Raw genomic sequence first — 22,238 nt, forward strand, 5'->3', positions numbered from 1 at the left:
GCCCGTGCCCCGGCGGCTCCGCGCCCTCCCCCGCCGCGCGCACCCGGGGCCGGGCATTGAAAGGAAGCAATGCCAGCGATCGAAGTGGAGTCCCTGTACAAGGTCTTCGGCAAAGGCGCCAGAGGCGCCGTCGCCCAGCTCAAGGCCGGAGTCCCCCGCGAGGAGGTCAACGCCCGGAACGTGACCGCCGCCGTCATCGACCACACCTGGGCCATCGAACCCGGCGAGATCTTCGTGGTCATGGGCCTGTCGGGGTCGGGCAAGTCGACCCTGATCCGGATGCTCAACGGCCTCATCAGGCCCACCACCGGGACGATCCGGATCGGCGGCGTCGAGCTCGGCGCCCTCTCCCACCGCGAGATCCGCCGCCTGCGCCGCGAGAAGATCAGCATGGTCTTCCAGCACTTCGCGCTCCTCCCCCACCGCACCGTCGTCGAGAACGTCGCGTTCGGCCTGGAGATCAAGGGCCTCAAGAAGACCGAGCGCCTGGAGCGCGCGAGGGAGGCGGTCGAGCTCGTCGGCCTCGGCGGCCACGAGGACAAGCTGCCCGCGCAGCTCTCCGGCGGCATGAAGCAGCGTGTGGGCCTGGCCCGGGCGCTCGCCGCCGACACCGAGATCCTGCTCATGGACGAGGCGTTCAGCGCCCTCGACCCGCTCATCCGCCAGGAGATGCAGGACCAGCTCCTCGACCTCCAGGGGAAGCTCGGCAAGACGATCGTGTTCATCACCCACGACCTCAACGAGGCCATGCGGATCGGCGACCGGATCGCCATCTGCGACGGCCAGGTCAAGCAGCTCGGCACCGCCGAGGAGATCCTCATGCACCCGGCCGACGACTACGTCGCCGAGTTCACCGCCGACGTCGACCGCACCCGGGTCCTCACCGCCGAGGCCGTCATGGAGCCCTTCGGGTCCATGGACACCGGCGAACTGACCACAGTGGAGTCCGATGTGCCGGTGAACGAGCTGTACGAGCCTGTCCTCAACTCCGATGCGCCCCTCCTGGTGGTCGACGACAACGCCGACCCCCTCGGCGTGGTCACCACCCGGTCCATCATCAAGTCGCTCTCGCCCGAGACCGCGCCGGAGCCCGGAAGCGTCACGGACGGGGCCGCGCGCGGTCCCGAGCAGGAGGCCCAGCCCGCATGATCGAGTACCTCCGCAACTGGCTCTGGACCTACGTCTGGAAGCCCCTGCCCGACATGCCGTTCGGCGAATGGATGGAGACGTTCATCCGCTGGGCCCGGGACGCGTGGGCCGCCGGGTTCGACGCCGTCGACGCCGGGCTGGAGTTCCTGTACCTGCACCTCGCCGACGGACTGCTGTGGCTCCCTTCGGGAGTCATGGTGATCCTGTTCGCCGCCGCCGCGTGGGCCGCGAAGGGATGGAAGCTCGGCGTCGGCATCGGCCTGGGCATGTTCGTCGTCGCGTGGACCCCGTACTGGGAGGAGACGATGCAGACGCTCGCGATGGTCCTGGTCGCCGCCGCGATCGCGATCGTCCTGGCGATCCCGCTGGGGATCGCCGCCGCCGAGAGCCGGGCGTTCTCGGCCGTCGCGCGGCCGGTCCTCGACTTCATGCAGACGCTGCCGGCCTTCGTGTACCTGATCCCGGTCGTGATGCTCTTCAGCGTCGGCGTGGTGCCCGGCATCATCGCCACCATCATCTTCGCGATGCCCCCGGGCGTGCGCCTCACCGAACTCGGCCTGCGCCAGGTGGACCGCGAGGTCGTCGAGGCCGGGCAGGCGTTCGGCGCCTCCCCCGCGCGCATCCTCGTGCGGATCAAGATGCCGCTCGCGCTGCCCACGATCATGGCCGGGCTCAACCAGGTCATCATGCTGGCGCTGTCCATGGTGGTCATCGCCGGCCTCGTCGGCGGCGGCGGCCTCGGCGCCGTCATCTCCGGATCGCTCGGCCGCCTCGACATCGCCGCCGGGTTCAACGCCGGCCTCGCCGTGGTCCTGCTCGCGATCCTCCTGGACCGCGTCACGCAGGGCCTATCCGACCGCACCCCGGTCGCCCGGGCCGCGAGACTCGCCCGCTAGACCCGAACGCCCCCGAACATGGCGCGTGCTCGCGCGCCGGAAAGCAGGAGACATGGAACGACGTTCGATCATGAAGGGCGCCTTCGCCACCGGAGCGACCGCCTCACTGGCCCTGGCCGGGTGCTCGGTCGAGGAGGAGCCCGGCGACGCCGCCGCCGAAGGGGTCGACTTCGGCCTGCCCGAAGGCGAGGGCGAGATCGTCATCGCCTACATCAACTGGGACGAGGCCGTCGTCGCCACCGAGCTGTGGCGCCAGGCCCTCGAAGCCTCGGGGTACACCGTGACCACGCAGGAGTTCACCGAGGTCGGGCCGCTGTTCGAGGGCCTGTCCTCGGGCGACCTCGACGTGTTCCTCGACGGCTGGCTGCCGATCACGCACCAGACGTACATGGAGACCTACGGCGACCAGCTGGAGCAGCTCGGCACCTGGAACGAGAACGCCGCGCTCACCGTCGCAGTTCCGACCTATGTGGACGTGAACTCGCTGACCGAGCTGAACGCGAACGCGGACCTGTTCGGCGGCAGGATCGTCGGCATCGAGGCCAGCGCGGGGCTCACCGAGGCCGTGCAGGAGGGCGCGATCCCGACGTACGGCATCACCGACCTGACGCTGGAGACCTCCTCGACCACCGCGATGCTCACCGAACTCGACTCAGCGATCGCCGCGGAGGAGCCGATCGTGGTGACGCTGTGGCAGCCGCACTGGGCGTACGCGAAGTACGACCTGAAGAACCTCGAGGACCCCGAGACCACGCTGGGCGAGGCCGAGACGATCAACGTGCTGGCGCGCACCGGGTTCACCGAGGAGTTCGGCGACGTGGCCGACGCCCTGGGGACCTTCGCGATGAGCGACGACCAGCTCGCGAGCCTGGAGAACGCGGTGTTCTCCGAGCACGAGGGCGACGTCCAGGCCGGCGTCACGGCCTGGCTCAAGGACAACCCGTTCTCTGACCTGGTGGCCTAGCGCCTGTTCCGTGGATCGGGCCGGTCGTCCGGCCCCGATCCGCAGGACGGGCCCCAGGCCGCACCGGACCGGGCACCGCCCGGTCCGGTGCGATGAGGCGGGCGAGAGCCCGCGCGCGGTGCTGTGGCGCTCGGGGCATTGGGGGCCCCGCGGCAGGAACGAGGACTGAGCCGACCTCCATCGCCACGGCGCACGCGCGCGTCGGGCTCGGCCCGCGGTGCATCCGCGGGCTTGGCCTCGGGCCGTTCGCGGCCCGGCCGCCTCCCCCCACAGGGAGGCGGCCCCGGTGCGGGACCGGCCGATCCCCGGCCCCGCACCGGACCCGTGTTCGGGTGCGGCGTCAGGAGCAGCTTCGGAAACGTCGTCGGGAACGTCGTCGGGTACGTCGTCAGGAACGGCGCCGAGGACGTTCACCGATCGCACGGATCCGCATCGGAAACGGCGCCAGGAGGCGTTCGCCGGCCTGCAAGAACCCGCGTCGGGAACGCCATCGGTAGCGGCACCGGAATCGGCGTCGAAATCGGCGTCGGGATGCGTTCATTTGCATTGAAATATGTTGATGGTTCGGTTAATATGTGACATGGCGCTCGGTCTGCGGACCGGTCGCCGCAGGTTGGCGGTGGCATTCCCCGGCATCGCGCACCGCATGGCGCATAGGAGCACCATGTCGTTCGACGACCTCGACACCTTCACAGACGACCCGGCCGCCTCTGGCCCAGCCGCATCGGGCCAGGCCACCTCCGGCCCGACCGCATCGGGCCCGGCCGCCACATCCCCTATGGCCCCCACCGGACCGAACCTCAAGCGGCGGCGCCTGCTCCAGGGCGCATTCGCGGCAGGTGGCCTCGCGGCCGCCGGAACGGGCGGCCTCGGCCTGGCCGCCGCGCAGGAGCACTCCTCCGAGGAGGCCGGCGCCCTCGCCGTCCATCCCGGGTTGCTCCACACCCAGGCCGACTTCGACCGCATGCGCGCCAAGGTCAATGCCGGGCTGAATCCCTGGCTCGCGGGCTGGAACAAGCTCATCGCCAACGGCCGCGCGCAGTCCACGTGGACGGCCCGGCCCACCGCGGTCGTCATCCGCGGCGGCGACGGCCAGAACTACCCGCAGCTCTACAACGACATCCACGCGGCGTACCAGAACGCGCTGCGCTGGAAGGTCGCCGGCACGACCGCGCACCGCGACAAGGCGATCCAGATCCTCAACGCGTGGTCGCACACGCTGACGACGGTGGGCGGCAACGCCGACCGGTTCCTCGCCGCGGGGATCTACGGCTACCAGTTCTGCGCGGCGGCCGACATCGTGCGCGAACAGAGCGGGTTCGACCTGGGGGCGTTCCAGGACATGATGACGGGCGTGTTCCTGCCGATGAACGAGGCGTTCCTGGCGAACCACAACGACGCGTGCATCACGAACTACTGGGCGAACTGGGACCTGTGCAACATGGCGAGCAAGCTCGCCATCGGCATCGTCTGCGACGACGACGGGATCCGGGACGAGGCGATCGACTACTTCTGGAACGGCGAGGGGAACGGCTCGATCGGGAACGCGATCCCGTTCGTCCACTCCGGCGGGCTCGCGCAGTGGCAGGAGTCCGGGCGGGACCAGGGGCACTCGATCATGGGGATCGGGCTCATGGCGACGTTCATGGAGATGGCCTGGAACCAGGGGATCGACCTGTACGGGGCCGACGGGAACGCGTTCGCGAAGGCCGCGGAGTACGTGGCGCGGTACAACCTCGGGAACACGGTGCCGTACACGACGTACAGCTGGGGCACCGGCCAGGACTGCGCCTACCGGGAGCAGACGGTGATCGGCTCGGGCGGGCGCGGGCAGGTGCGGCCGGTGTGGGAGATGGTCTTCCACCACTACACCGCGCGCAGGGGCTTCGCGATGCCGAACGTGGGGAGCATGTGCGGCGCCAACAGCCCCGAAGGAGGCGGCGGCGACTACGGCACCACCTCGGGCGGCTTCGACACCCTCGGCTTCGGCACCCTCGCCCACGTGCGCCTCACCTGGGACGAGATCCCGGACGATCTCAAGCCGCTCTAGCCGACGCGAGCGGGGTGGGCGGGTGGGGACGTCCATCCCTAGCCCCCACCCGCCCGGGGAAGAGGATAGGCGTCGATCCTCCCCCTCGGGTCCGACAAGAATCGACCCCCGCACCGCCGAAGTCGCCCGATCGAGCGAAGCAACGTGAGCGACCAACGGTGTGAGCGACCAACGGTGTGAGCGACCAACGGTGTGAGCGACCAACGGTGTGAGCGACCAACGGTGTGAGCGACCAACGGTGTGAGCGACCCGGCGCTTTGCGCCGGGTCGCTCACACCCGGTCGCCTCTGCGGCACCGCAGAGCGGTGCCGCGGAACCGACCGGCGGAGCGTTCCCATAGCGGCGCAACGAGTTCGGCACCCGACCAGGGGACGCGTGTACCCCTCGCCGCAGCGGCTACCGGTAGCATCCCCGGGCAGGACCCGCCTTCAGCCGCCGACTCGTCGGTGCGCTGCCGACGAGCTAGGAGACCCGTTGTTCGGCATGCTCGCCCCCTGCCCGTCCCGCACCCCCGACGACCTCAAGCCCCGCTGGATGGGGCACTTCTGCGGCCTGTGCCTCGAACTGCGCGACGACGCCGGGCAGCTCGCCCGGCTCACCACCAACTACGACGCGCTCGCCCTCTCGGTCCTCGTGGAGGCCCAGATCGGCGACGAGGCGGACTCGCGCCACGCCGGCCCCTGCGCGCTTCGCGGGATGCGCCGCCAGACCGTCGCCACCGGCGCCGGGCCGAAGCTCGCCGCGACCGCGTCGCTCCTCCTCGCCTCGGCGAAGATCCGCGACCACGTGGACGACGGCGACGGGTTCGCCGCCCGCCGCGGCGCCCGCGGGCTCGCCGGTATGACCTCGAACCGTCTGCGCACCAAGGCGATCGGGCTCGGTGAGTCGATCGGACTCGACGTCGAACCGCTCGTCGCCGCCATCGCGGGCCAGCGCGCGGTCGAAGCGGACTTCGGGCCGGACACCGCGCTCACCGAGGTCACCGCGCCGACCGAGGCGGCCACCGCCGAGCTGTTCGCGCACGCCGCGGTCCTCGGCGGCCGGCCCGAGAACGCGGAGGCGTTCCGGACCGCCGGGGCGGCCTTCGGGCGCCTGGCGCACCTGCTGGACGCGGCCGAGGACTTCGACGAGGACGCCGCGCGCGGCGCCTGGAACCCGCTGGCCGCCACCGGGACCGGTGTCGAGGGTGCGATGCCGCTGGTGCGCGGGGCGCTCGACGGCCTGCGGACCGCGCTGGAGTCCGCGGCGCTGCTCGACCGGACCATGACGGCCCTGCTGCTCGACCGCTACGCGCACCACGCGGTCGCCAAGACCTTCGGCTCGACCTGCGCCACCTGGCCGCGCGCCGACCGGCGCGAGTACCGCGAGTACCGGGAGCGCCGCCGCTCGCGCGACCACTACGACCACGACCGCTACCGGCCGGAGCCGCGCGGGTTCTTCTCGGGGCTGTGCGCGTTCACGGTCCTGTGCTGCACCTGCCAGATGTGCTGCCGCGACCACTACGAGGGCCCGTGGTCGCGCCGCCGCCGCTCGGGCTGCTGCCGGGACGGCTGCGACTGCTGCGAGTGCGACTGCTGCCCCTGCGGCTGCGACTGACCGCTCCCCCGTTATCCGGACACCGGACACCGGAGTCACGACAACGGAGTCTCGACACCGCAGTCCGGACTCCGGACTCCGCAAGGGCGCTATCGCGACACCCTCCGAAACAGCACCGGGACCGGACCGCTCCCGCGGCCGGTCCCGTTCGCATGTCCTCGACTGCCTCGCGCTAGCTGGGCGGCTGCGGCCAGCCGTTCGAGGCCGCCGGGCCGTTCGCGGGCGGGCCGGGCGGCGCGGGCGGCTGGTAGCCGTACGGGTTCTGGGCGCCCGGTCCGGCGGGGCCGCGCCACTGGGGCGGGGGCGCCTGCGGGTCGAGCGGCGTGCCGGCGGCCTGCTCCTGCTGCTCGCGGCGCGGCCGGTTCCCGGGGCGGTCCTGGAGCCAGGCGCGCACGGGACGGGTGAAGGCGAGCACGAGGACGAGGAGCACCGCGGCGGCCAGGACCAGCGCGGGGACCACGGTGAACGGGTTGAAGACCCGGTACAGCGCGGCCACGGCCAGTACCCCGAGTCCGATGTAGATCGGCAGTCGCGGGTTATCGGATCCGAACCGGCCCAGCTGCTCCCGGGCCACGGCCCAGATGAGCACCAGGTTCACGGCCGCGGCGAGGACGCCGAAGACGACGCTGAGCGCGGCCACGCCGGTGAGCCCCAGCAGGGTGGCGATCACGGTGGCGGCCAGGTGGATCCAGAGGCTCTGGAGGATCACCGTGACCTGCTTCGGGCGGTCGTCCTTGGGCAGGAGGCCCCACCGCTGCCCCCAGGTGGGGGGCGGCGGCAGCACCGGGCCGGTCGGCTGCCCGTACTGGACGGCGCCGGGGTCCTGCGGCCGGTACTGGAACGAGGGCGCGCCGGGCCCCGGCGTCGCGTTCGGGTCGGGCGCGGGCCCGGAAGTGTAGGGAGAGTTGGTCATCGATCGGCTCCGAGGAGTGCGGTCTGTAGAGGCGACAGGCTACCCCACGGGTCCGACCGCGGCGTCAGTCGACCGGTTCGAACAGGGCGACGGTCTCGAAGTGCTGGGTCATCGGGAACGCGTCGAACGCGCGGATCCGGGTGAGCGCGTAGCCCTCCACGGCGAGGTCGCTCGCGTCGCGGGCCAGCGCGCCGGCGTCGCAGGCGACGTAGCAGATCGCGCGGGGCCGGGCCTCGCCGAGCGCGACGACGACCTCGGGGCCGGCGCCGCTGCGGGGCGGGTCGAGGACGACGAGGTCGACCGAGCCGAGGTCGGGGGCGACGTCGGCGACGTCGCCTTCGATGGCGCCGGCGTTCTTGTACGCGGCGAGGTTCGCGGCGGTGCGGGAGGCGCGGGCGTTCTCGACGGCGATGACGCGGCCGGTGTCGCCGACGGCGTCGGCGAGGCCGGTGGCGAAGAGGCCGGCGCCGGCGTAGAGGTCCCACGCGGACTCGCCTTCGCGCGGGGCGAGGAACTCGATCGCGGTCGCGAGGAACGTGGGGGCGGCGGCGGGGTGGACCTGCCAGAAGGCGTCGAAGCCGATCTCGAACCCGGCGTCGCCGACGGTCTGGTGGACGGTCTTGGGGCCGCTCTTGTGGTGGGGGCGGGCGGTGCGGCGCAGCTGGGTGTAGACGGCGAGCTGGTCGTCGTCGGCGTCGACGACCCCGACGGCGCCCATGCCGTCCCAGTTCGCGGTGAGGACGTCGGCCTCGCGGATGCGCTCGGTGGCGATGCGGCAGTAGTCGATGTGCACGAGCTCGTGCGACTTGTGCCGGCGCAGGCCGGGCCGGCCGTCCTCGTCGACGGCGTACTGCATGCGGGTGCGCCAGCCGAGGGCGTCCTCGTCCCACGGGAGGGCCTCGACCTCGACGCCGTCGAGGAGGGCGGGGTCGATGCCGCCGATGCGGGTGAGCTGGTCGAACAGGACCTTGGCCTTGAGGCGTCGCTGGGCGTCGGGGGCGGCGTGCTGGAAGTCGCAGCCGCCGCACTTCCCGGGCCCGGCCCAGGGGCAGGGGGGTTCGACGCGGTCGGGCGAGGCTTCGATGACCTCGACGGCGTCGGCGAACGCGAAGCGCTTCTTGCGGTCGGTGATCTCGATGCGCACCTGCTCCCCGGGCAGGGCGTGGCGCACGAAGTACACCTCGCCGTCGACTCGGGCCACGCAGTGGCCTCCGGCCGCGACGTCTCCGACGGTGACGATCATCGATTCCCTCTCCCCGAGCTGCGGCGCGCTGGGCGCAGCGGGCCGCACGCCAGGATACGGGACCGGGCCGCCGGGGGGTGCGGCGCTATTTGGGGATGCGGCGCAGCGGCGGGGGCTCGGTGCTCTCGCCGAGGATCCACGGGACGGTGCAGACCATGACGCCGGGCTCGTACTTGAGCTGGCGGCGCAGGGCCTTGGTGGTCTGGTTGTGCAGCAGGCTGGCCGACCAGTTGTAGTAGCCGCGGGAGAGGCGCCCCCGCTGGGGGCCGAGGCCGACGACGTACTCGGGGAGGTAGACGGTGACGACGTCGCGGGGGGCGTCGCGGCGGCGGGCCTTGACGTACTCGGCGATCGGGCCGGTGATCTCGCGGTACGGGGAGTCGAGGACGGTGAGGGGCACGCCGATGCGGCGCCGGTCCCATTCGGCGACGAGGCGGCGGGAGGCGGCGGCGTCGACGTTGACGGTGAGGGCGGTGATGGTGTCGGGCCGGGTGCCCTTCGCGTAGGAGAGCATCCGCATGAGCGGGAGGTTGACGCTGGAGACGAGGACGATCGCGTGGCTGCGCGAGGGCAGCTTGGGTTTGCCGGGCGGGAGTTCGATCTCGTCGCGCACGGCCGCGTAGTGCTTGGCGATGGCGCGCATGAGCAGGTAGCAGCCGCCGATGATGAGGACGGCGATCCAGCCGCCGCGCCGGAAGAGCGTGAACGCGACGATGACGAGGACGGCGGTGCAGGCGAGGACGGCGGCGATCGCGGTGGCGCGGGCCCGGCGGGCGCGGGAGCGGCGGCCGGGGTCGCGTTCGACGTCGAGGACGCGGCGCCAGTGGCGGGACATGGCGGCGTGCGACAGGACCATGGAGAGGAACACGCCGACGACGTACAGGCCGATGAGCTCGTACGCGCCGCCGCCGAAGAGGACGACGAGGAGCGCGGCGGCGACGGCGAGGATGAGGATGCCGTTGGAGTACACGAGCCGGTCGCCGCGCTTGTGGAGCTGGCGCGGCAGCAGGGAGTCCTCGGCGAACACGGACGCGAGCTGCGGGAAACCGACGAACGCGGTGTTGGCGGCCAGGAGCAGGACCCCGGCGGTGGCGAGCATGACGGGCCAGCGCGCGGCGGGCGAGCCGCCGAAGACGGTGTCGGCGAGCTGCGCGATGAGCGGGTACTGGAGGAGGCCGTCGACGGGGGTGGCGTGGGCGCCGACGAGGAACGCGAGGACCACGGTGCCGGTGAAGAGGGCGACGGTGGCGGCGCCGACGGTGGTGATCGCGGCGGCGGCGTTGCGGCCGCGCGGGGGCCGGAAGAACCGGACGCGGGTGGTGAACGTCTCGACGCCGGTGACGGCGACCGATCCGGCGGCGAAGGCCCTGGCGCACAGCAGGAACAGTGCCGCGGACGTCCATTCGCGCTGGTCTTCGGGGCGTTCGGCGGCGGGGGCCGCGAGGTCGTCGCCGGCGGCGAGGCGCACGAGGCCGGTGAGGACGATCGCGGCGATCCCGGCGACGAACGCGATGGTGACCCCGGCGGCGAAGCGGCCGGAGACGCGCAGGCCGCGCAGGTTGAAGGCGGCGAGGACGGCGATGGCGGCGGCCGCGGCCCATTCGCGCCACGGCTGGAGGCCGGGCATGAGCGCGACCAGGGCCGCGACGGCCGCGGCGGTGGAGACGGCGACGGTGAGGATGTAGTCGAGGACGAGCGCGGCGGCGGCGAGGCGGCCCGCGCCGGGCCCGAAGTTCGCGGTGACGACCCGGTAGTCCCCGCCGCCGCCCGGGTACGCCTGCACCGTGTACCGGTAGGAGGCGATGACGGCGCACATGACGGCGGCGACGGCGAGGCCGGTCCACGGGGAGAGGGCGTACGCGGCGGTCCCGGCGAGGCCGAGCACGAGGAAGACCTGCTCGGGGGCATAGGCGATCGAGGAGATGGGGTTGACGGCGAGGAGCGGGATCGCGTACCGCTTCGAGAGCACCAGGGAGGACCCGCGCCCGGAGGCGAACGGCTCGCCCACCAGCAGCCGCTTGAGGACCGCCCACGACCTTGTCACGGCCGTAGCGTAGCGTCCCGCGGCGCGCCCCGGGGCCGCGAGTTTCCCCGCGGCCCCTTCGGAGGCGCCCTGTGGAGGCGCCCGGCGGGGCGTCCGCGGTCCCGGGCGGCGCTCAGTCCTTGACGGCGGCCTCGACGGTGAGCGTCCCGGCGGCGGTGTCGAGGACCGCCTCGGTGCCGAGGGGGACCACGCGCGGGTCGGGGCCGTGGCCGATCTTGAGGCCGCCGAGGACGGGCACGCCGAGCGTCCCGAGCCGGTCCGTGATGACCTCGTTCATCGTCCACTCGCCGGGCTTGTGCTGGTCGAGGGGGTGCGGCACGAACTGGCCGACGGCGATCCCGGCGAGCCCGTCGAAGTGCCCGGCGCGGATGACGCGGGTGAGCATGTTGTCGACCCGGTAGCGGGCCTCCTCGACCTCCTCGATGAGGAGGATCGCGCCGTCCATGTCGGGCCAGTTGGACCGGTCGGGTTCGGCGGCGAGCAGCGAGAGGTTCCCGCCGAGGAGCTTCCCGGTGGCGGTGCCGGGGACCTCGACGGGGGCGGTCGGCTCGGCGGGGTCGCGTTCGAGGACCACGGGGTCGGCGGTCATGACCGCCCGCCGCAGGGACTCGGCGGTCGCGGGGGTGTTGTTCGAGGACCAGGCCATCATGGGCGAGTGCAGGGTCGGGACGCGGGTCTGCTCGGCGACCGCCAGGTGCAGGGCCGTGATGTCGGAGTAGCCGATGACGAGCTTCGGGTGGTCCTCCAGGGCCTCGACGTCCGCGTCGTCGATGATCCGGGTGGTCCCGTAGCCGCCGCGGACGGTCATGAGCGCCTTGGCCTCCGGGTGCGCCAGCGCGTAGTTCAGGTCCGCGAGGCGGTCGGCGTCGGGCGCGGAGAGGTACCCGAACGTGTCGAGGGCGTGCTCGGTGAGCTCGACGCGCAGGCCCCAGCCCTCCAGGACCGCGACGCCGCGGGCGACCGCGGCCGCGGTGGAGGGCCCGCCGGGGGCGGGGACGACGACGAGGTCGCCGGGGACGAGCTTCTTCGGGCGGCGCGGGCCCTTCGCGGCGGCGGGCGAGGCGGTCGCCGCGGCGGCGACGGCGCCGGCGGCGAGGCCGCCGATGAGGGCGCGGCGGGAGAGGGACGGGTGTCGCTGCATCGGATGCTCCTTCGTGCTGGGTGGTCCAATGTCTAGACGCGCGAGGGCGCCGGATTCGGCACGTCTGCGGCGGGTTTTTCCCGTGTTCACCGGAGTCGCCGCGTCCCGGGCGGCGGGGCGCGGCCTCGCGGTAAGGTCACAGCACGTCCGATCGAGGAGTGGTGCCGGTGCACGTGGTGATCATGGGGTGCGGGCGCGTCGGCTCGTCGCTGGCGCGGAGCCTCGTGGAGCGCGGGCACACGGTCGGGATCATCGACCAGAATCCGAAGGCGTTCCGCCGCTTGGGACCGGACTTCGACGAGACGACGGTGCGCGGGGTCGGGTTCGACCGGGAGGTCCTGGCGAAGGCCGGGATCGGGCGCGCCGACGCGTTCGTGTCGGTGTCCTCGGGCGACAACTCGAACATCATCGCCGCGCGGGTCGCGCGCGAGAACTACGGCGTCCCGAAGGTGATCGCGCGGATCTACGACCCGCAGCGGGCCACGGTGTACGAGCGCCTCGGCATCCCCACGGTGGCGACGGTGCGGTGGACGGCCGACCGGCTGCTGCGACACCTCGTCCCCGAGGGCCAGGAGGCCCTGTGGCGCGACCCGACCGCGACCCTGTCGATGGTCGAGGTCCTGTGCGACGAGGGCTGGTACGGGACGGCGCTGGCGGTGCTGGAGCACGCCACGGGCCACAGGGTCGCGTACCTCAACCGGTTCGGGCGGGCGACCCTGCCGACCGCGTCGACGGTCCTCCAGGACGGGGACCAGGTGTTCATGCTCGTCGGCGACGGCGACGAGGCGGGGATCCAGCGGATCGCGGGCGCGGCCCCGCAGGGGGGTGCCTGATGCGGGTGGCCATCGCCGGGGCTGGGAACGTGGGCCGGTCGATCGCGTCGGAGCTGGTCGGCAACGGCCACCAGGTGCTGCTCATCGAGCGCGACCCCGACTCGATGCGGCCCGAGCGGGTGCCGGAGGCCGAGTGGCTGCTGGCCGACGCGTGCGAGCTGGAGAACCTGCGGCAGGCGCACCTGGAGACGTGCGATGTGGCGGTGGCCGCGACCGGCGACGACAAGGTGAACCTGGTGGTGAGCCTGCTGTCGAAGACGGAGTTCGCGGTGCCGCGCGTGGTGGCGCGGGTGAACCGGGCCGAGAACGAGTGGCTGTTCAACGAGGAGTGGGGCGTCGACGTCTCGGTGTCGAAGCCGCGGCTGCTGGCCGCGCTCGTCGAGGAGGCCGTCAGCGTCGGCGACCTGGTGCGGCTCTTGACGTTCCGGCAGTCGCAGGCGAACCTCGTGGAGATCACGCTGCCGGTGGACGCCCCGCACGTGGGCAGCCGGGTCGCGGAGGTGCCGCTGCCGCACGACGTGGCGCTGGTGGCGATCATCCGGGGCCGGCGGGTCATCGCGCCGACTCCCGACGACACCGTCGAGGCCGGCGACGAGCTGGTGTTCGTGTGCCACGAGGACGCCGAGGACGCGACGCGCTCGGTGATGCTCGGCAAGACCCGCTGAGCCGGGCCGCGCGCCTCGCCGCACCCGCGGCCTCACAAAAGGTCGCTTTCGGACTTTACAGGCGGCCCCTCGGGAAGTTACATTGATATACATCGATTTCCCTTCCATCTTGGGAGCGCTACCATGCTCAAGACGACCCGTCATCGGGCCAGACAGCTGATCGTCGTCATCGCCGCCCTCGCCGCCGCGGGGGCCACGGCGTTCTTCTTCGTCCAGCCCGCGGCCGGCCACGGCACGGCCACCAGTCCCCCGTCCCGGCAGTACAGCTGCTGGGAGCGCTGGGGCGACGACCACCTCAACCCCGACATGGCCGACACCGACCCCATGTGCGCGCAGGCGTGGCAGGCCAACCCCAACACCATGTGGAACTGGAACGGCCTGCTGCGCGAGGGCATGGCCGGCCAGCACGAGTCGCGCATCCCCGACAACCAGCTCTGCTCCGGCGGCCGGGCCGAGGGCGGCCGGTACAACTCGCTCGACGCGGCGGGCGCCTGGCACACCACGCCGCTGAACAACAACTTCACGCTGCACTACGAGGACACCGCCGTCCACGGCGGGGACTACTACTGGGTCTACGTCTCCAAGCAGGGCTACGACGCCACGACCGACGCCCTCGACTGGGCCGACCTCGAGCGCGTCGTCAGCACCGGGGTCTACGAGCCCGGCGAGGCCGTCGACATCCCCGTCAGCGCGCCCGGGCGCACCGGCCGCCACGTGGTCTACGTCGTGTGGCAGGCCAGCCACATCGACCAGGCGTTCTACTCCTGCTCCGACGTGTGGTTCGGCGGCGGCGGCCCGACCGACCCGCCGACCGACCCCACCGAGGAGCCCACCGACCCGACCGACCCCCCGACGGACCCGACCGACCCGCCCGCGGACCTGAGCTGCGCGGCGACCACCTCGGTCAACAGCTGGGGCTCGGGCGCCACGGTCACCGTGACCGTGCGCAACACCGGCACCCGCACCGTCAACTCGTGGATGCTCCACTGGGCCTGGGCGTCCGGCTCGACCGCGGCGGTGAGCAGCATCTGGAACGCCTCGCACTCCACGATGGGCGGCATGCAGATGGCCGCGCCCGTGGGGTGGAACCAGACCATAGCGGCCGGCGGCTCGGTCTCCTTCGGGTTCAACGTGAACGGCGCGTTGAGCACGATGCCCGAGATCGACTGCCTGCCTTCATAACCGGCGCGACCCCGACGGCGGCGGTCCCGGTCCTCGCGACCGGGACCGCCGTCGCGTCCACCCGCCCGACGCCCGCGCATCGACGGAGTTCGATTGGACGGACGACAGAAATATCCGCCCCGGGGTTTACATGCGCAGCTCAAGCCAGTTACATTGAAAGTTCTCAATGTTCCTATATTTTGGGAGCGCTTACATGCTCAGACTCCGCAACCGCCTCGCGCACCGCACCGACCCGCCCGGACCGGGCCGGCGGCGCCTGCGCACCCTCCTGTTCACCATCGCCGCGGTCGTCGCGGCCGGCACCGCCGCGATCCTGTTCGTGCAGCCGGCCTCCAGCCACGGCACCTCCATCGCCCAGCCCTCCCGCCACTACAGCTGCTGGGAGCGGTGGGGCTCGGACTTCCAGAACCCGGCCATGGAGACCCAGGACCCGATGTGCTGGGCCGCATGGCAGAACGACACCAACGCCATGTGGAACTGGAACGGCCTCTACCGGGAGCAGGTCGCCGGCAACCACCAGGCCGCCGTCCCCGACAACCAGCTCTGCTCCGGCGGCAGGACGGGCGGCACCCGGTACGCCGCGCTCGACACGCCCGGCCCCTGGAAGACCACCCAGGTGGGCAGCAGCTTCACGTTCACCAACTGGGACCAGGCGAACCACGGCGCCGACTACTACCGCGTCTACGTCACCAAGCAGGGCTACAACGCCCAGACGGACGCACTCGACTGGGCCGACCTGGAACTGCTGAAGGACACCGGGGACATCGACCCCGGCGTCGGCCGGACCCCGCCCTCGGGCGGCGGCACCCTCGTCGACATCCCGATCACCGCGCCGAACCGGACCGGGCACCATGTGGTGTACATGATCTGGCAGGCCAGCCACCAGGACCAGACGTTCTACTCCTGCTCCGACGTGTGGTTCGGCTCCGGCCAGCCGCAGGAGCCCACCGGCGGGCCCACCGAGGAGCCCACGGACGACCCGACCAGCGGCGAGCCGACCGAGGAGCCCACCACGGGCGCCCCCGCCGGCTACAGCTGCTCGGCGACGGCCACGGTCAACTCGTGGGGCTCGGGCGCCTCGGTCAGCGTGAAGGTGAAGAACACCGGCTCGCAGGCCATCCACACCTGGATGCTCCACTGGACGTGGCCCGCTTCGGGCGTGGCGATCAGCCAGATATGGAACGCCTCGCACTCCACGATGGGCGGCATGCAGATGGCCGCACCCGTCTCCTGGAACGCGGCGGTCGCGCTGAACGGCACGGTCGAATTCGGGTTCAACGTCAACGGACCGCTCACCACCGCACCGACGTTCGACTGCTTCCCGACCTAGGGGCGCAGAGAGCAGCGGCCCGGGGCTCGCGCCCCGGGCCATTCCGTCATTCGCCTTTGAGCACGTCCGGCGGCTCCTGGCCCACCGCGCGCATGTGGCGGCGCACCGCCCAGATCGTGAAGGCCGTCAGCGCGATCGTGACCGGCCAGCCGCCGAAGAGGGTCATCATCCCCAGCGCGTTGTCCGCGTCGATCCAGTACAGCCAGATGCGGACCGCGTTCTTGGCGAGGAACACCACGCCCCACAGGATCGTGATTCTGGAGAGGATGTCGACCAGCGGCTTGTTCTGCCGCCACTCCTTCTTGCCGCCCTGCGCCACGACGGCGTAGATCCACCCGATCACCGGGTGGCGCACCAGCGCCGAGACGATGAGCAGGACCCCGTAGATCGAACCCTGGATGATCCCCGGCAGGTAGAAGTCGCGCGCGTCGGTGGACCGCCACGCCAGGAACGCGCCGAGCGCGATCCCGAAGAGCCCGTTGAGGGCGTGCCGGATCGACTCCTTGCGCGCCGCGCGCCACGCCGCGATCCCCAGCGCGCTCGCCGCGGAGATCACGATCGCCCACTGGAGGCCGCTGAGCGGCCCCATCCGGTCGGGAAGGAGCGGGTTGAGGATGACGAACAGGGTGATCGGGACGGCCGCCTCGACGACGCCCTTGACGCCGCCGAGCTGCTGGGAGAGCTGCTCGGTGAACGGCGGGAGCTCGTCCGGGTCGGCGCCGTCGCGGGTCTCGGCGCCCGGCTTGCGGCTCGGCGTCTCGGTGCTCAATGCGGGCCTTCCAGTTCGATGTGGCCGGTCCGCGCTCAGGGGCGCAGCTCGTAGGTCGGGTTGTAGATCGCGAGGCGTCCGTCGCTGGTCTGGGCGACGCGCCCGCGTGCGACGAGCCTGGTCCCGGCCTCCAAGCCCACGATACGCCGTCGGCCCATCCAGACCAATGCGACCTGACCGGTGCCGTCGTAGAGTTCGGCCTCCACCGAAGGGGACCGGCCGTCGGTGCGGTGCACGACGGCGCGGAGCCTCCCGGCGACGACCGCGAGCTGCCGGGCCTCGAGGTCGGCGAGGGGCACCGCGTCGGCGTCGCTCTCGCGGCGCACCTCGGCGGCGAACAGCTCCTGCTGGGGGACGGCCAGGCGCCGGAGCCACTCGCGGAGCCCGGCGCGCCCCTCGGCGGGGGCCACTACCGCTTCGGGCGCGGTGAGGGCTTGCGGCGCACCTGGGGCCGCGGGGTGTCCCCGGCGGCGATGATGGCGCGGCTGCCGTCGCCGCCCTCGGCCTTGCGCTGCGCGATGCGGGCGGCGGCCTCCTCGGCCATCTTCGGCGGGAGCTTCAGCGGCAGCGGCTCGCGCACCGGCATGGCGATGGAGCCGCGGTCGATGACGAGGTCGCGCAGGGCCTCGTCGAGTTCGGGGGCGGCGTCCTCGTCGAGGGCCCGCTGGCCCTGGAAGGTCGCCTGCACGAACCAGCGGGGGCCGTCGACGCCGCAGAAGCGCACCGTGTTGGCGCCCTTCTTGGTGGCGACCTTGGCGATGAGCTCGGTGCCCCAGCGGCCCTCGACCTCCTCGACCTGGCCGCCCTGCCCGGCGACCGTGGTCGTCAGCTCCTCGCGGATCTCGGGCCAGATGCCCTCCGAGCGCGGCGCGGCGCGCACCAGCAGCTGGAGCGCGGAGGACCCGGTGGTGAGCAGGACCTGGCTGATGTTGCCCTTGGCGTCGGTCTGGGCCTGAAAGCCCACGCCCTTGGGGACGGGGAGTCGGATCGCTCCCAGGTCGATGCGCCGGATGCCGTCCTCGGGGGCGTCGGCGGCGTCGTAGGGGCCCTCGGTGGCCTCGCGCTCGTACGTCTCGCCGCTCTCGGCCAGCGAGTCGAGGACCGCGCCCTCGGCGGGACGCTGCTTCTTGGACCCCCGTCGCCGTTTAAACACGTTCGCTCTTCTCCTCTGCAAGTCGGCGGTGCCCGCCGGTGGAACCGTGGCCGTCCGCGCCGCGCTGCGTCGGCGCGAAGTCGTCGACCTCGGTGAAACGGGCTCGCACAACCGGTTGGACTACCAATTGTGCGACACGGTCGCCGCGTTCGATGACGGCGGTCCGCTCGGGGTCGAGGTTGACGAGGTTGATCTTGATCTCACCGCGGTAGCCGGAGTCGATGGTGCCGGGCGCGTTCACGATGGTCACGCCGAGGCGGTGGGCGAGCCCCGAGCGCGGGTTCGTGTAGCCCACGTGCCCGTCGGGGATCGCCACGGCGACGCCGGTGCCGACGAGGGCCCGCTGGCCGGGGGCCAGCTCGACGCCTTCGGCCGCGTACAGGTCGGCGCCCGCGTCGCCCTCGTGGGCGTAGGCGGGGACCGGCAGGTCGGGGTCGAGCCGCCGCAGGGCGACCGGGACTTCCGCGCTCATCGGGTTCCTCTCACTCGCGGACGCACGCCGCGCTCACTGGTCTGGGTGCGGGGATATGGTCTCAGATATGAGGAGTGGGGAACGGTACGCCGAGCGCATGAGGCTCCCGCTGGCGGGCTGGCTCGCCGTGGCCGCGCTGGCGGTCGTCGCCGCGGCCCTGTCGAACATGGGCGACATGCGCTGGTGGCGCGTCGCCGCGAGCCTGGTGGTGCTGGTGGTGCCGCTGGTCGGGGCCTGGTGGCTGGGCCGGCTGCCGGTCCGGGTGGTCGAGGAGGCCGACGGCGGGAGGTGGCTCCACGTCGACGACGCGCGGCTGCCGATGTCGGCGGTCGCCGCGGTGGAGGTCCTGGACCCGGTTGCGTACTCCGACGCGCTCGGGGTCGCGCAGCACCCGCTGGCGTTCGTGGTCCAGCGGCCGTGGCTCGGCCGGGGCGTGCGGATCGTGCTCGACGACCCCGAGGACCCGACCCCGTACTGGATCGTGTCCTCGCGGGCGCCTGAGCGCCTCCGTGACGCGCTCCTGGCGTCCACTCCCACCCGCGCCTAGGGTTCGGCCCCGGGCAAGCGAGACGGCCCGCGAGAGCGGTACTCCCACGAGCCGTGCGCTTTCCGAGGGGTCGGTGCCGCGCCTACGCGCAGTCCTTGCAGATCGGCTGCCCGTTCTTCTCCTTGGCGTACTGGCTCCGGTGGTGGACCAGGAAGCAGGAGGAGCATCGGAACTCGTCGGCCTGCATCGGCAGGACCTTGACGGAGAGCTCCTCGTCGCCGAGGTCGGCGCCGGGCAGCTCGAAGTTCTCGGCGACCTCGGCCTCGTCCACGTCCACCGACCCCGATTGGTCGGTACGACCCTTGGCCAGCGCCTCGATGCCGTCGGGGCCAGGGGTCTCTTCCTTGTCCCGGCGGGGGGCGTCGTAGTCGGTTGCCATTGTTTTCCACTCCCATTGGTTCGCATCTGTGGCACCGGAAACCGAGCTCGGGGTGCCGTCGGCGTGCTCGGGTGACACGGCGGCTCGGCTCGGGCCCGGCGGGTTCGGTTCCTCCGTGCAGGCGGCGTACCTTACCGCGTGCAGTCCATTCCTATACACGATGCCCCTCGCTTTTTCATCCCCATTGTGGCGAGAAACACTTTCGTGGCGAGGGCTGCGAGTGTACCGCCTCTCGCCCACGGAGACGACCCGCGCACGATAGCCTTCCCATGGCAACGTTTGCGGGACGTCGGATCGTCTTAGGGCCGGAAGATGAACTGCTGGGGATGAACACTCGGGGAGGCAAGCCGTGCGTATCGCTCGTATCCGCGCTTTGGTAGTGCTGTGCGCATTGGCGCTGGTCGCCGGTCTGGTGACGCTGTGGGCGATCAGGAACGACTCGCAGCTGTCGGCGAGCAGCGACTGCGAGCCGGGCGCCGTGGAGATCAAGACCGCGCCCATCCCCGACCCCTCCGAGATCGAGGTGATCGTCCTCAACGGGACCGACCAGTCCGGTCTCGCCGACCAGGCGGCCGCGCAGCTGGCCGACCGCGGGTTCGTGGTCGTGTCGACCGGCGACGCCCCCGAGACCTACGACGGGACCGCGCTCGTGCAGTACGGGCCGGAGCAGTACGCCGCGGGCCTGCACACGTACGCGTACTTCTACCAGGGCCGCGACGGGTTCGCCCTCGACTGGGACCAGCCGATCACGATCACCCTGGGGAGCGACTTCCGCGAGGTCAGGTCCGCGTCGGACGCGCGGCAGTCGTTCGCGCAGAGCGGCGGCATCGAGGCGCCCGAGGGCACCTGCACGGTAGAATAGGCCGCCGTCACCCCCGACGCCTCACTGAAAATGCGGAAACACAGCTCGAAACGGCATCACGGACGGGCCGCAGGCGATTTTCGGCGCTACAATTCACGCCTGCCCGGTCGTTGTGCCGACCTGGGCTGCCGACCCAATATCCAATGCTCACCCGCTATGGAGCCCGGCTGCGCCGTGCCCGCCATTGCCTCGGAAGGTTGCTCGTGACTGACGCACGTCCCACCGGCACAGACGTCAATACCCTGACCGACTCGCTGCTCGCTCTGGCCCGAGAGAGCAACGGGCAGCTGACGTCCGCGACGGTCGCCCAGGTTCTGGAGTCGGCGTCGGCCTCCCCCGCCGAAGGCAAGAAGGTCCTCCGCGCGCTCGCCGAGGCCGATGTGACCGTGGTCGTGGACGGCTCCTCCTCCACGCGCAAGCGAGTACCGGCCGCCCGCACCGCCACCTCCTCCCGGACCACCACCGCCAAGGCCGCCAAGAAGGCCGCGGTGAAGAAGACCGCCGTCAAGAAGGCCGTCCCCGCCGGCGACGAGGACGAGGGCGACGGCGCGGTCGCAGACGGCGCGGTCAAGAAGGCCGCCAAGAAGACCGCGGTGAAGAAGGCCGCCGTCAAGAAGACGGCGAAGAAGGCCGTCGCGAAGAAGGCCGCCCCCTCCGGCGAGGAGGAGCCCGACGAGGCCGACCTCGCCGCGGCCGCCGTCGAGGACGAGGACGCGCTGGCCGAGGCCGCCGCCGTCGCCCCGGCGAAGAAGGCGTCGCGCAAGAAGGCCGCCAAGAAGACCACCGCCCGCGGGAAGTCCAAGAAGGACGACGAGGACGACGACGAGGAGTCCGGCTTCGAGTGGGACGAGGAGGACTCCGAAGCCCTGAAGCAGGCCCGCAAGGACGCCGAGATGACGGCCTCGGCCGACTCGGTGCGCGCGTACCTCAAGCAGATCGGCAAGGTCCCGCTCCTCAACGCGGCCCAGGAGGTCGAGCTCGCCAAGCGCATCGAGGCCGGCCTGTACGCCGTCGAGCGCGTCAAGCTCCTCAAGGAGGGCGGCGAGGAGATCCCGACGCAGATGCGCCGCGACCTCGAGTGGATCGTCCGCGACGGCGACCGCGCCAAGGACCACCTCCTGGAGGCGAACCTCCGCCTCGTCGTCTCGCTCGCCAAGCGCTACACCGGCCGCGGCATGGCGTTCCTGGACCTGATCCAGGAGGGCAACCTCGGCCTCATCCGCGCCGTCGAGAAGTTCGACTACACCAAGGGCTACAAGTTCTCCACGTACGCCACGTGGTGGATCCGCCAGGCGATCACCCGCGCCATGGCCGACCAGGCGCGGACCATCCGCATACCGGTCCACATGGTCGAGGTCATCAACAAGCTCGGCCGCATCCAGCGCGAACTGCTCCAGGACCTGGGCCGCGAGCCCAGCCCAGACGAGCTCGCCAAGGAGATGGACATCTCGCCGGAGAAGGTCCTGGAGATCCAGCAGTACGCGCGCGAGCCGATCAGCCTGGACCAGACCATCGGCGACGAGGGCGACAGCCAGCTCGGCGACTTCATCGAGGACTCCGAGGCCATCGTGGCCGTCGACGCGGTCTCCTTCTCGCTCCTCCAGGGCCAGCTCCAGCAGGTGCTCCAGACCCTCTCGGAGCGCGAGGCCGGCGTCGTGCGCCTGCGCTTCGGCCTCACCGACGGCCAGCCGCGGACCCTGGACGAGATCGGTCAGGTCTACGGGGTCACCCGCGAGCGGATCCGCCAGATCGAGTCCAAGACGATGTCCAAATTGCGACACCCGTCCCGCTCGCAGGTGCTGCGCGACTACCTCGATTAGGGCCCGGACTGTTCGCTGTCGGCTTACACGGCACCCGGACTCGCCGTCGCCCCGCAGCTGGGACCTGGTGTGTATCACCCGAACGGGTGGGTACCTGAAAGACGCGCCGGGTTGTCGATCGCCGTTCCGTGGGCTACGGTGTGGAACAACTATCCCGACCGTCAAGGGCGAGTGAGCCGAGTCTCAGTCGGTCGATGTCGGGAAGGGGTAGTACAGTGCAGGCGTTGAAC

At 71.7% G+C, this 22,238-nt stretch carries 21 protein-coding genes; 12 read left to right on the forward strand and 9 right to left on the reverse strand.

The window, feature by feature from the left end; translation table 11 throughout:
* Window positions 1–69: 69 nt before the first annotated feature.
* The 5 genes from BLS99_RS18635 (at window position 70) to BLS99_RS18655 (ending at window position 6,655) form a co-directional block, all read left to right on the forward strand.
* A complete protein-coding gene (locus BLS99_RS18635) occupies window positions 70–1,149 on the forward strand; it encodes a quaternary amine ABC transporter ATP-binding protein (RefSeq protein ID WP_176953432.1) in 1,080 nt (359 codons plus the stop codon).
* Window positions 1,146–2,045, forward strand: coding sequence for an ABC transporter permease (locus BLS99_RS18640; protein WP_091053066.1), 900 nt, complete (start codon window positions 1,146–1,148; stop codon window positions 2,043–2,045). Before BLS99_RS18635 ends, BLS99_RS18640 begins: the two co-directional genes overlap by 4 nt.
* 52 nt (window positions 2,046–2,097) lie before the next feature.
* A complete protein-coding gene (locus BLS99_RS18645; RefSeq protein ID WP_091053068.1) occupies window positions 2,098–3,009 on the forward strand; it encodes a glycine betaine ABC transporter substrate-binding protein in 912 nt (303 codons plus the stop codon).
* Between the two features lie 664 nt (window positions 3,010–3,673).
* Window positions 3,674–5,059: an alginate lyase family protein gene (locus tag BLS99_RS18650; protein ID WP_218126686.1), complete on the forward strand. Its 1,386-nt coding sequence runs from the start codon at window positions 3,674–3,676 to the stop codon at window positions 5,057–5,059.
* Between the two features lie 483 nt (window positions 5,060–5,542).
* Window positions 5,543–6,655, forward strand: a complete 1,113-nt coding sequence (locus BLS99_RS18655; RefSeq protein WP_245712336.1) for a DUF5685 family protein — start codon at window positions 5,543–5,545, stop codon at window positions 6,653–6,655.
* A gap of 172 nt (window positions 6,656–6,827) precedes the next feature.
* Here the strand turns inward: BLS99_RS18655 and BLS99_RS18660 are convergent, their stop codons facing one another.
* From BLS99_RS18660 to BLS99_RS18675, 4 genes are all read right to left on the reverse strand, one after another.
* Window positions 6,828–7,568 (reverse strand): hypothetical protein, encoded by a 741-nt coding sequence (locus BLS99_RS18660; RefSeq protein ID WP_091053076.1) that lies wholly within the window; start codon window positions 7,566–7,568, stop codon window positions 6,828–6,830.
* 64 nt (window positions 7,569–7,632) lie between these two features.
* Window positions 7,633–8,811, reverse strand: coding sequence for a class I SAM-dependent RNA methyltransferase (locus tag BLS99_RS18665; protein ID WP_091053079.1), 1,179 nt, complete (start codon window positions 8,809–8,811; stop codon window positions 7,633–7,635).
* 85 nt (window positions 8,812–8,896) lie between these two features.
* A complete protein-coding gene (locus tag BLS99_RS18670) occupies window positions 8,897–10,855 on the reverse strand; it encodes an APC family permease (RefSeq protein WP_091053082.1) in 1,959 nt (652 codons plus the stop codon).
* A gap of 112 nt (window positions 10,856–10,967) precedes the next feature.
* Window positions 10,968–11,996 (reverse strand): S66 peptidase family protein, encoded by a 1,029-nt coding sequence (locus BLS99_RS18675; RefSeq protein ID WP_091053085.1) that lies wholly within the window; start codon window positions 11,994–11,996, stop codon window positions 10,968–10,970.
* Between the two features lie 167 nt (window positions 11,997–12,163).
* Here BLS99_RS18675 and BLS99_RS18680 point away from each other — a divergent pair, with 167 nt between their 5' ends.
* The 4 genes from BLS99_RS18680 (at window position 12,164) to BLS99_RS18695 (ending at window position 16,006) form a co-directional block, all read left to right on the forward strand.
* Entirely contained in the window at window positions 12,164–12,829 is a 666-nt protein-coding gene (locus BLS99_RS18680) for a potassium channel family protein (protein WP_091053533.1), read from the forward strand.
* A complete protein-coding gene (locus tag BLS99_RS18685; RefSeq protein WP_091053088.1) occupies window positions 12,829–13,494 on the forward strand; it encodes a potassium channel family protein in 666 nt (221 codons plus the stop codon). The genes BLS99_RS18680 and BLS99_RS18685 overlap by 1 nt, the downstream gene beginning before the upstream one ends.
* Window positions 13,495–13,617: 123 nt before the next feature.
* Complete coding sequence (locus BLS99_RS18690) at window positions 13,618–14,676, forward strand: lytic polysaccharide monooxygenase (protein ID WP_091053090.1); 1,059 nt, start codon at window positions 13,618–13,620, stop codon at window positions 14,674–14,676.
* A gap of 193 nt (window positions 14,677–14,869) precedes the next feature.
* On the forward strand, window positions 14,870–16,006 hold the full coding sequence (locus BLS99_RS18695; protein WP_091053093.1) for a lytic polysaccharide monooxygenase: 1,137 nt from the start codon (window positions 14,870–14,872) through the stop codon (window positions 16,004–16,006).
* Between the two features lie 46 nt (window positions 16,007–16,052).
* On the opposite strand, the gene BLS99_RS18700 is transcribed toward BLS99_RS18695, so the two are convergent.
* From BLS99_RS18700 to dut, 4 genes are read right to left on the reverse strand one after another with little or no spacing between them, the layout of a single operon-like run.
* A complete protein-coding gene (locus tag BLS99_RS18700; RefSeq protein ID WP_176953433.1) occupies window positions 16,053–16,775 on the reverse strand; it encodes a DUF3159 domain-containing protein in 723 nt (240 codons plus the stop codon).
* Between the two features lie 35 nt (window positions 16,776–16,810).
* Window positions 16,811–17,185: an OB-fold nucleic acid binding domain-containing protein gene (locus BLS99_RS18705; RefSeq protein WP_091053095.1), complete on the reverse strand. Its 375-nt coding sequence runs from the start codon at window positions 17,183–17,185 to the stop codon at window positions 16,811–16,813.
* Window positions 17,185–17,928 (reverse strand): DUF3710 domain-containing protein, encoded by a 744-nt coding sequence (locus BLS99_RS18710; protein WP_176953434.1) that lies wholly within the window; start codon window positions 17,926–17,928, stop codon window positions 17,185–17,187. Before BLS99_RS18710 ends, BLS99_RS18705 begins: the two co-directional genes overlap by 1 nt.
* Window positions 17,921–18,400: a dUTP diphosphatase gene (dut, locus tag BLS99_RS18715; protein ID WP_091053099.1), complete on the reverse strand. Its 480-nt coding sequence runs from the start codon at window positions 18,398–18,400 to the stop codon at window positions 17,921–17,923. The genes BLS99_RS18710 and dut overlap by 8 nt, the downstream gene beginning before the upstream one ends.
* Window positions 18,401–18,467: 67 nt before the next feature.
* Here dut and BLS99_RS18720 point away from each other — a divergent pair, with 67 nt between their 5' ends.
* Window positions 18,468–18,947 carry a DUF3093 domain-containing protein gene (locus BLS99_RS18720; protein WP_218126688.1) on the forward strand — a complete coding sequence of 160 codons (480 nt, stop codon included), beginning with the start codon at window positions 18,468–18,470 and terminating at the stop codon, window positions 18,945–18,947.
* Window positions 18,948–19,029: 82 nt separating this feature from the next.
* On the opposite strand, the gene BLS99_RS18725 is transcribed toward BLS99_RS18720, so the two are convergent.
* Complete coding sequence (locus tag BLS99_RS18725) at window positions 19,030–19,326, reverse strand: DUF4193 domain-containing protein (RefSeq protein ID WP_091053105.1); 297 nt, start codon at window positions 19,324–19,326, stop codon at window positions 19,030–19,032.
* Between the two features lie 349 nt (window positions 19,327–19,675).
* On the opposite strand from BLS99_RS18725, the gene BLS99_RS18730 reads away from it, so the two are divergent.
* Both BLS99_RS18730 and BLS99_RS18735 read left to right on the forward strand, forming a co-directional pair.
* Window positions 19,676–20,188, forward strand: coding sequence for a LytR C-terminal domain-containing protein (locus BLS99_RS18730; protein ID WP_091053107.1), 513 nt, complete (start codon window positions 19,676–19,678; stop codon window positions 20,186–20,188).
* A 203-nt stretch (window positions 20,189–20,391) separates the two neighbouring features.
* Window positions 20,392–22,008, forward strand: coding sequence for an RNA polymerase sigma factor (locus BLS99_RS18735; RefSeq protein WP_091053109.1), 1,617 nt, complete (start codon window positions 20,392–20,394; stop codon window positions 22,006–22,008).
* Window positions 22,009–22,238 lie beyond the last annotated feature (230 nt).

The organism is Glycomyces sambucus, assembly GCF_900102815.1.
GTDB classification, from domain to species: Bacteria; Actinomycetota; Actinomycetes; order Mycobacteriales; family Micromonosporaceae; genus Glycomyces; species Glycomyces sambucus.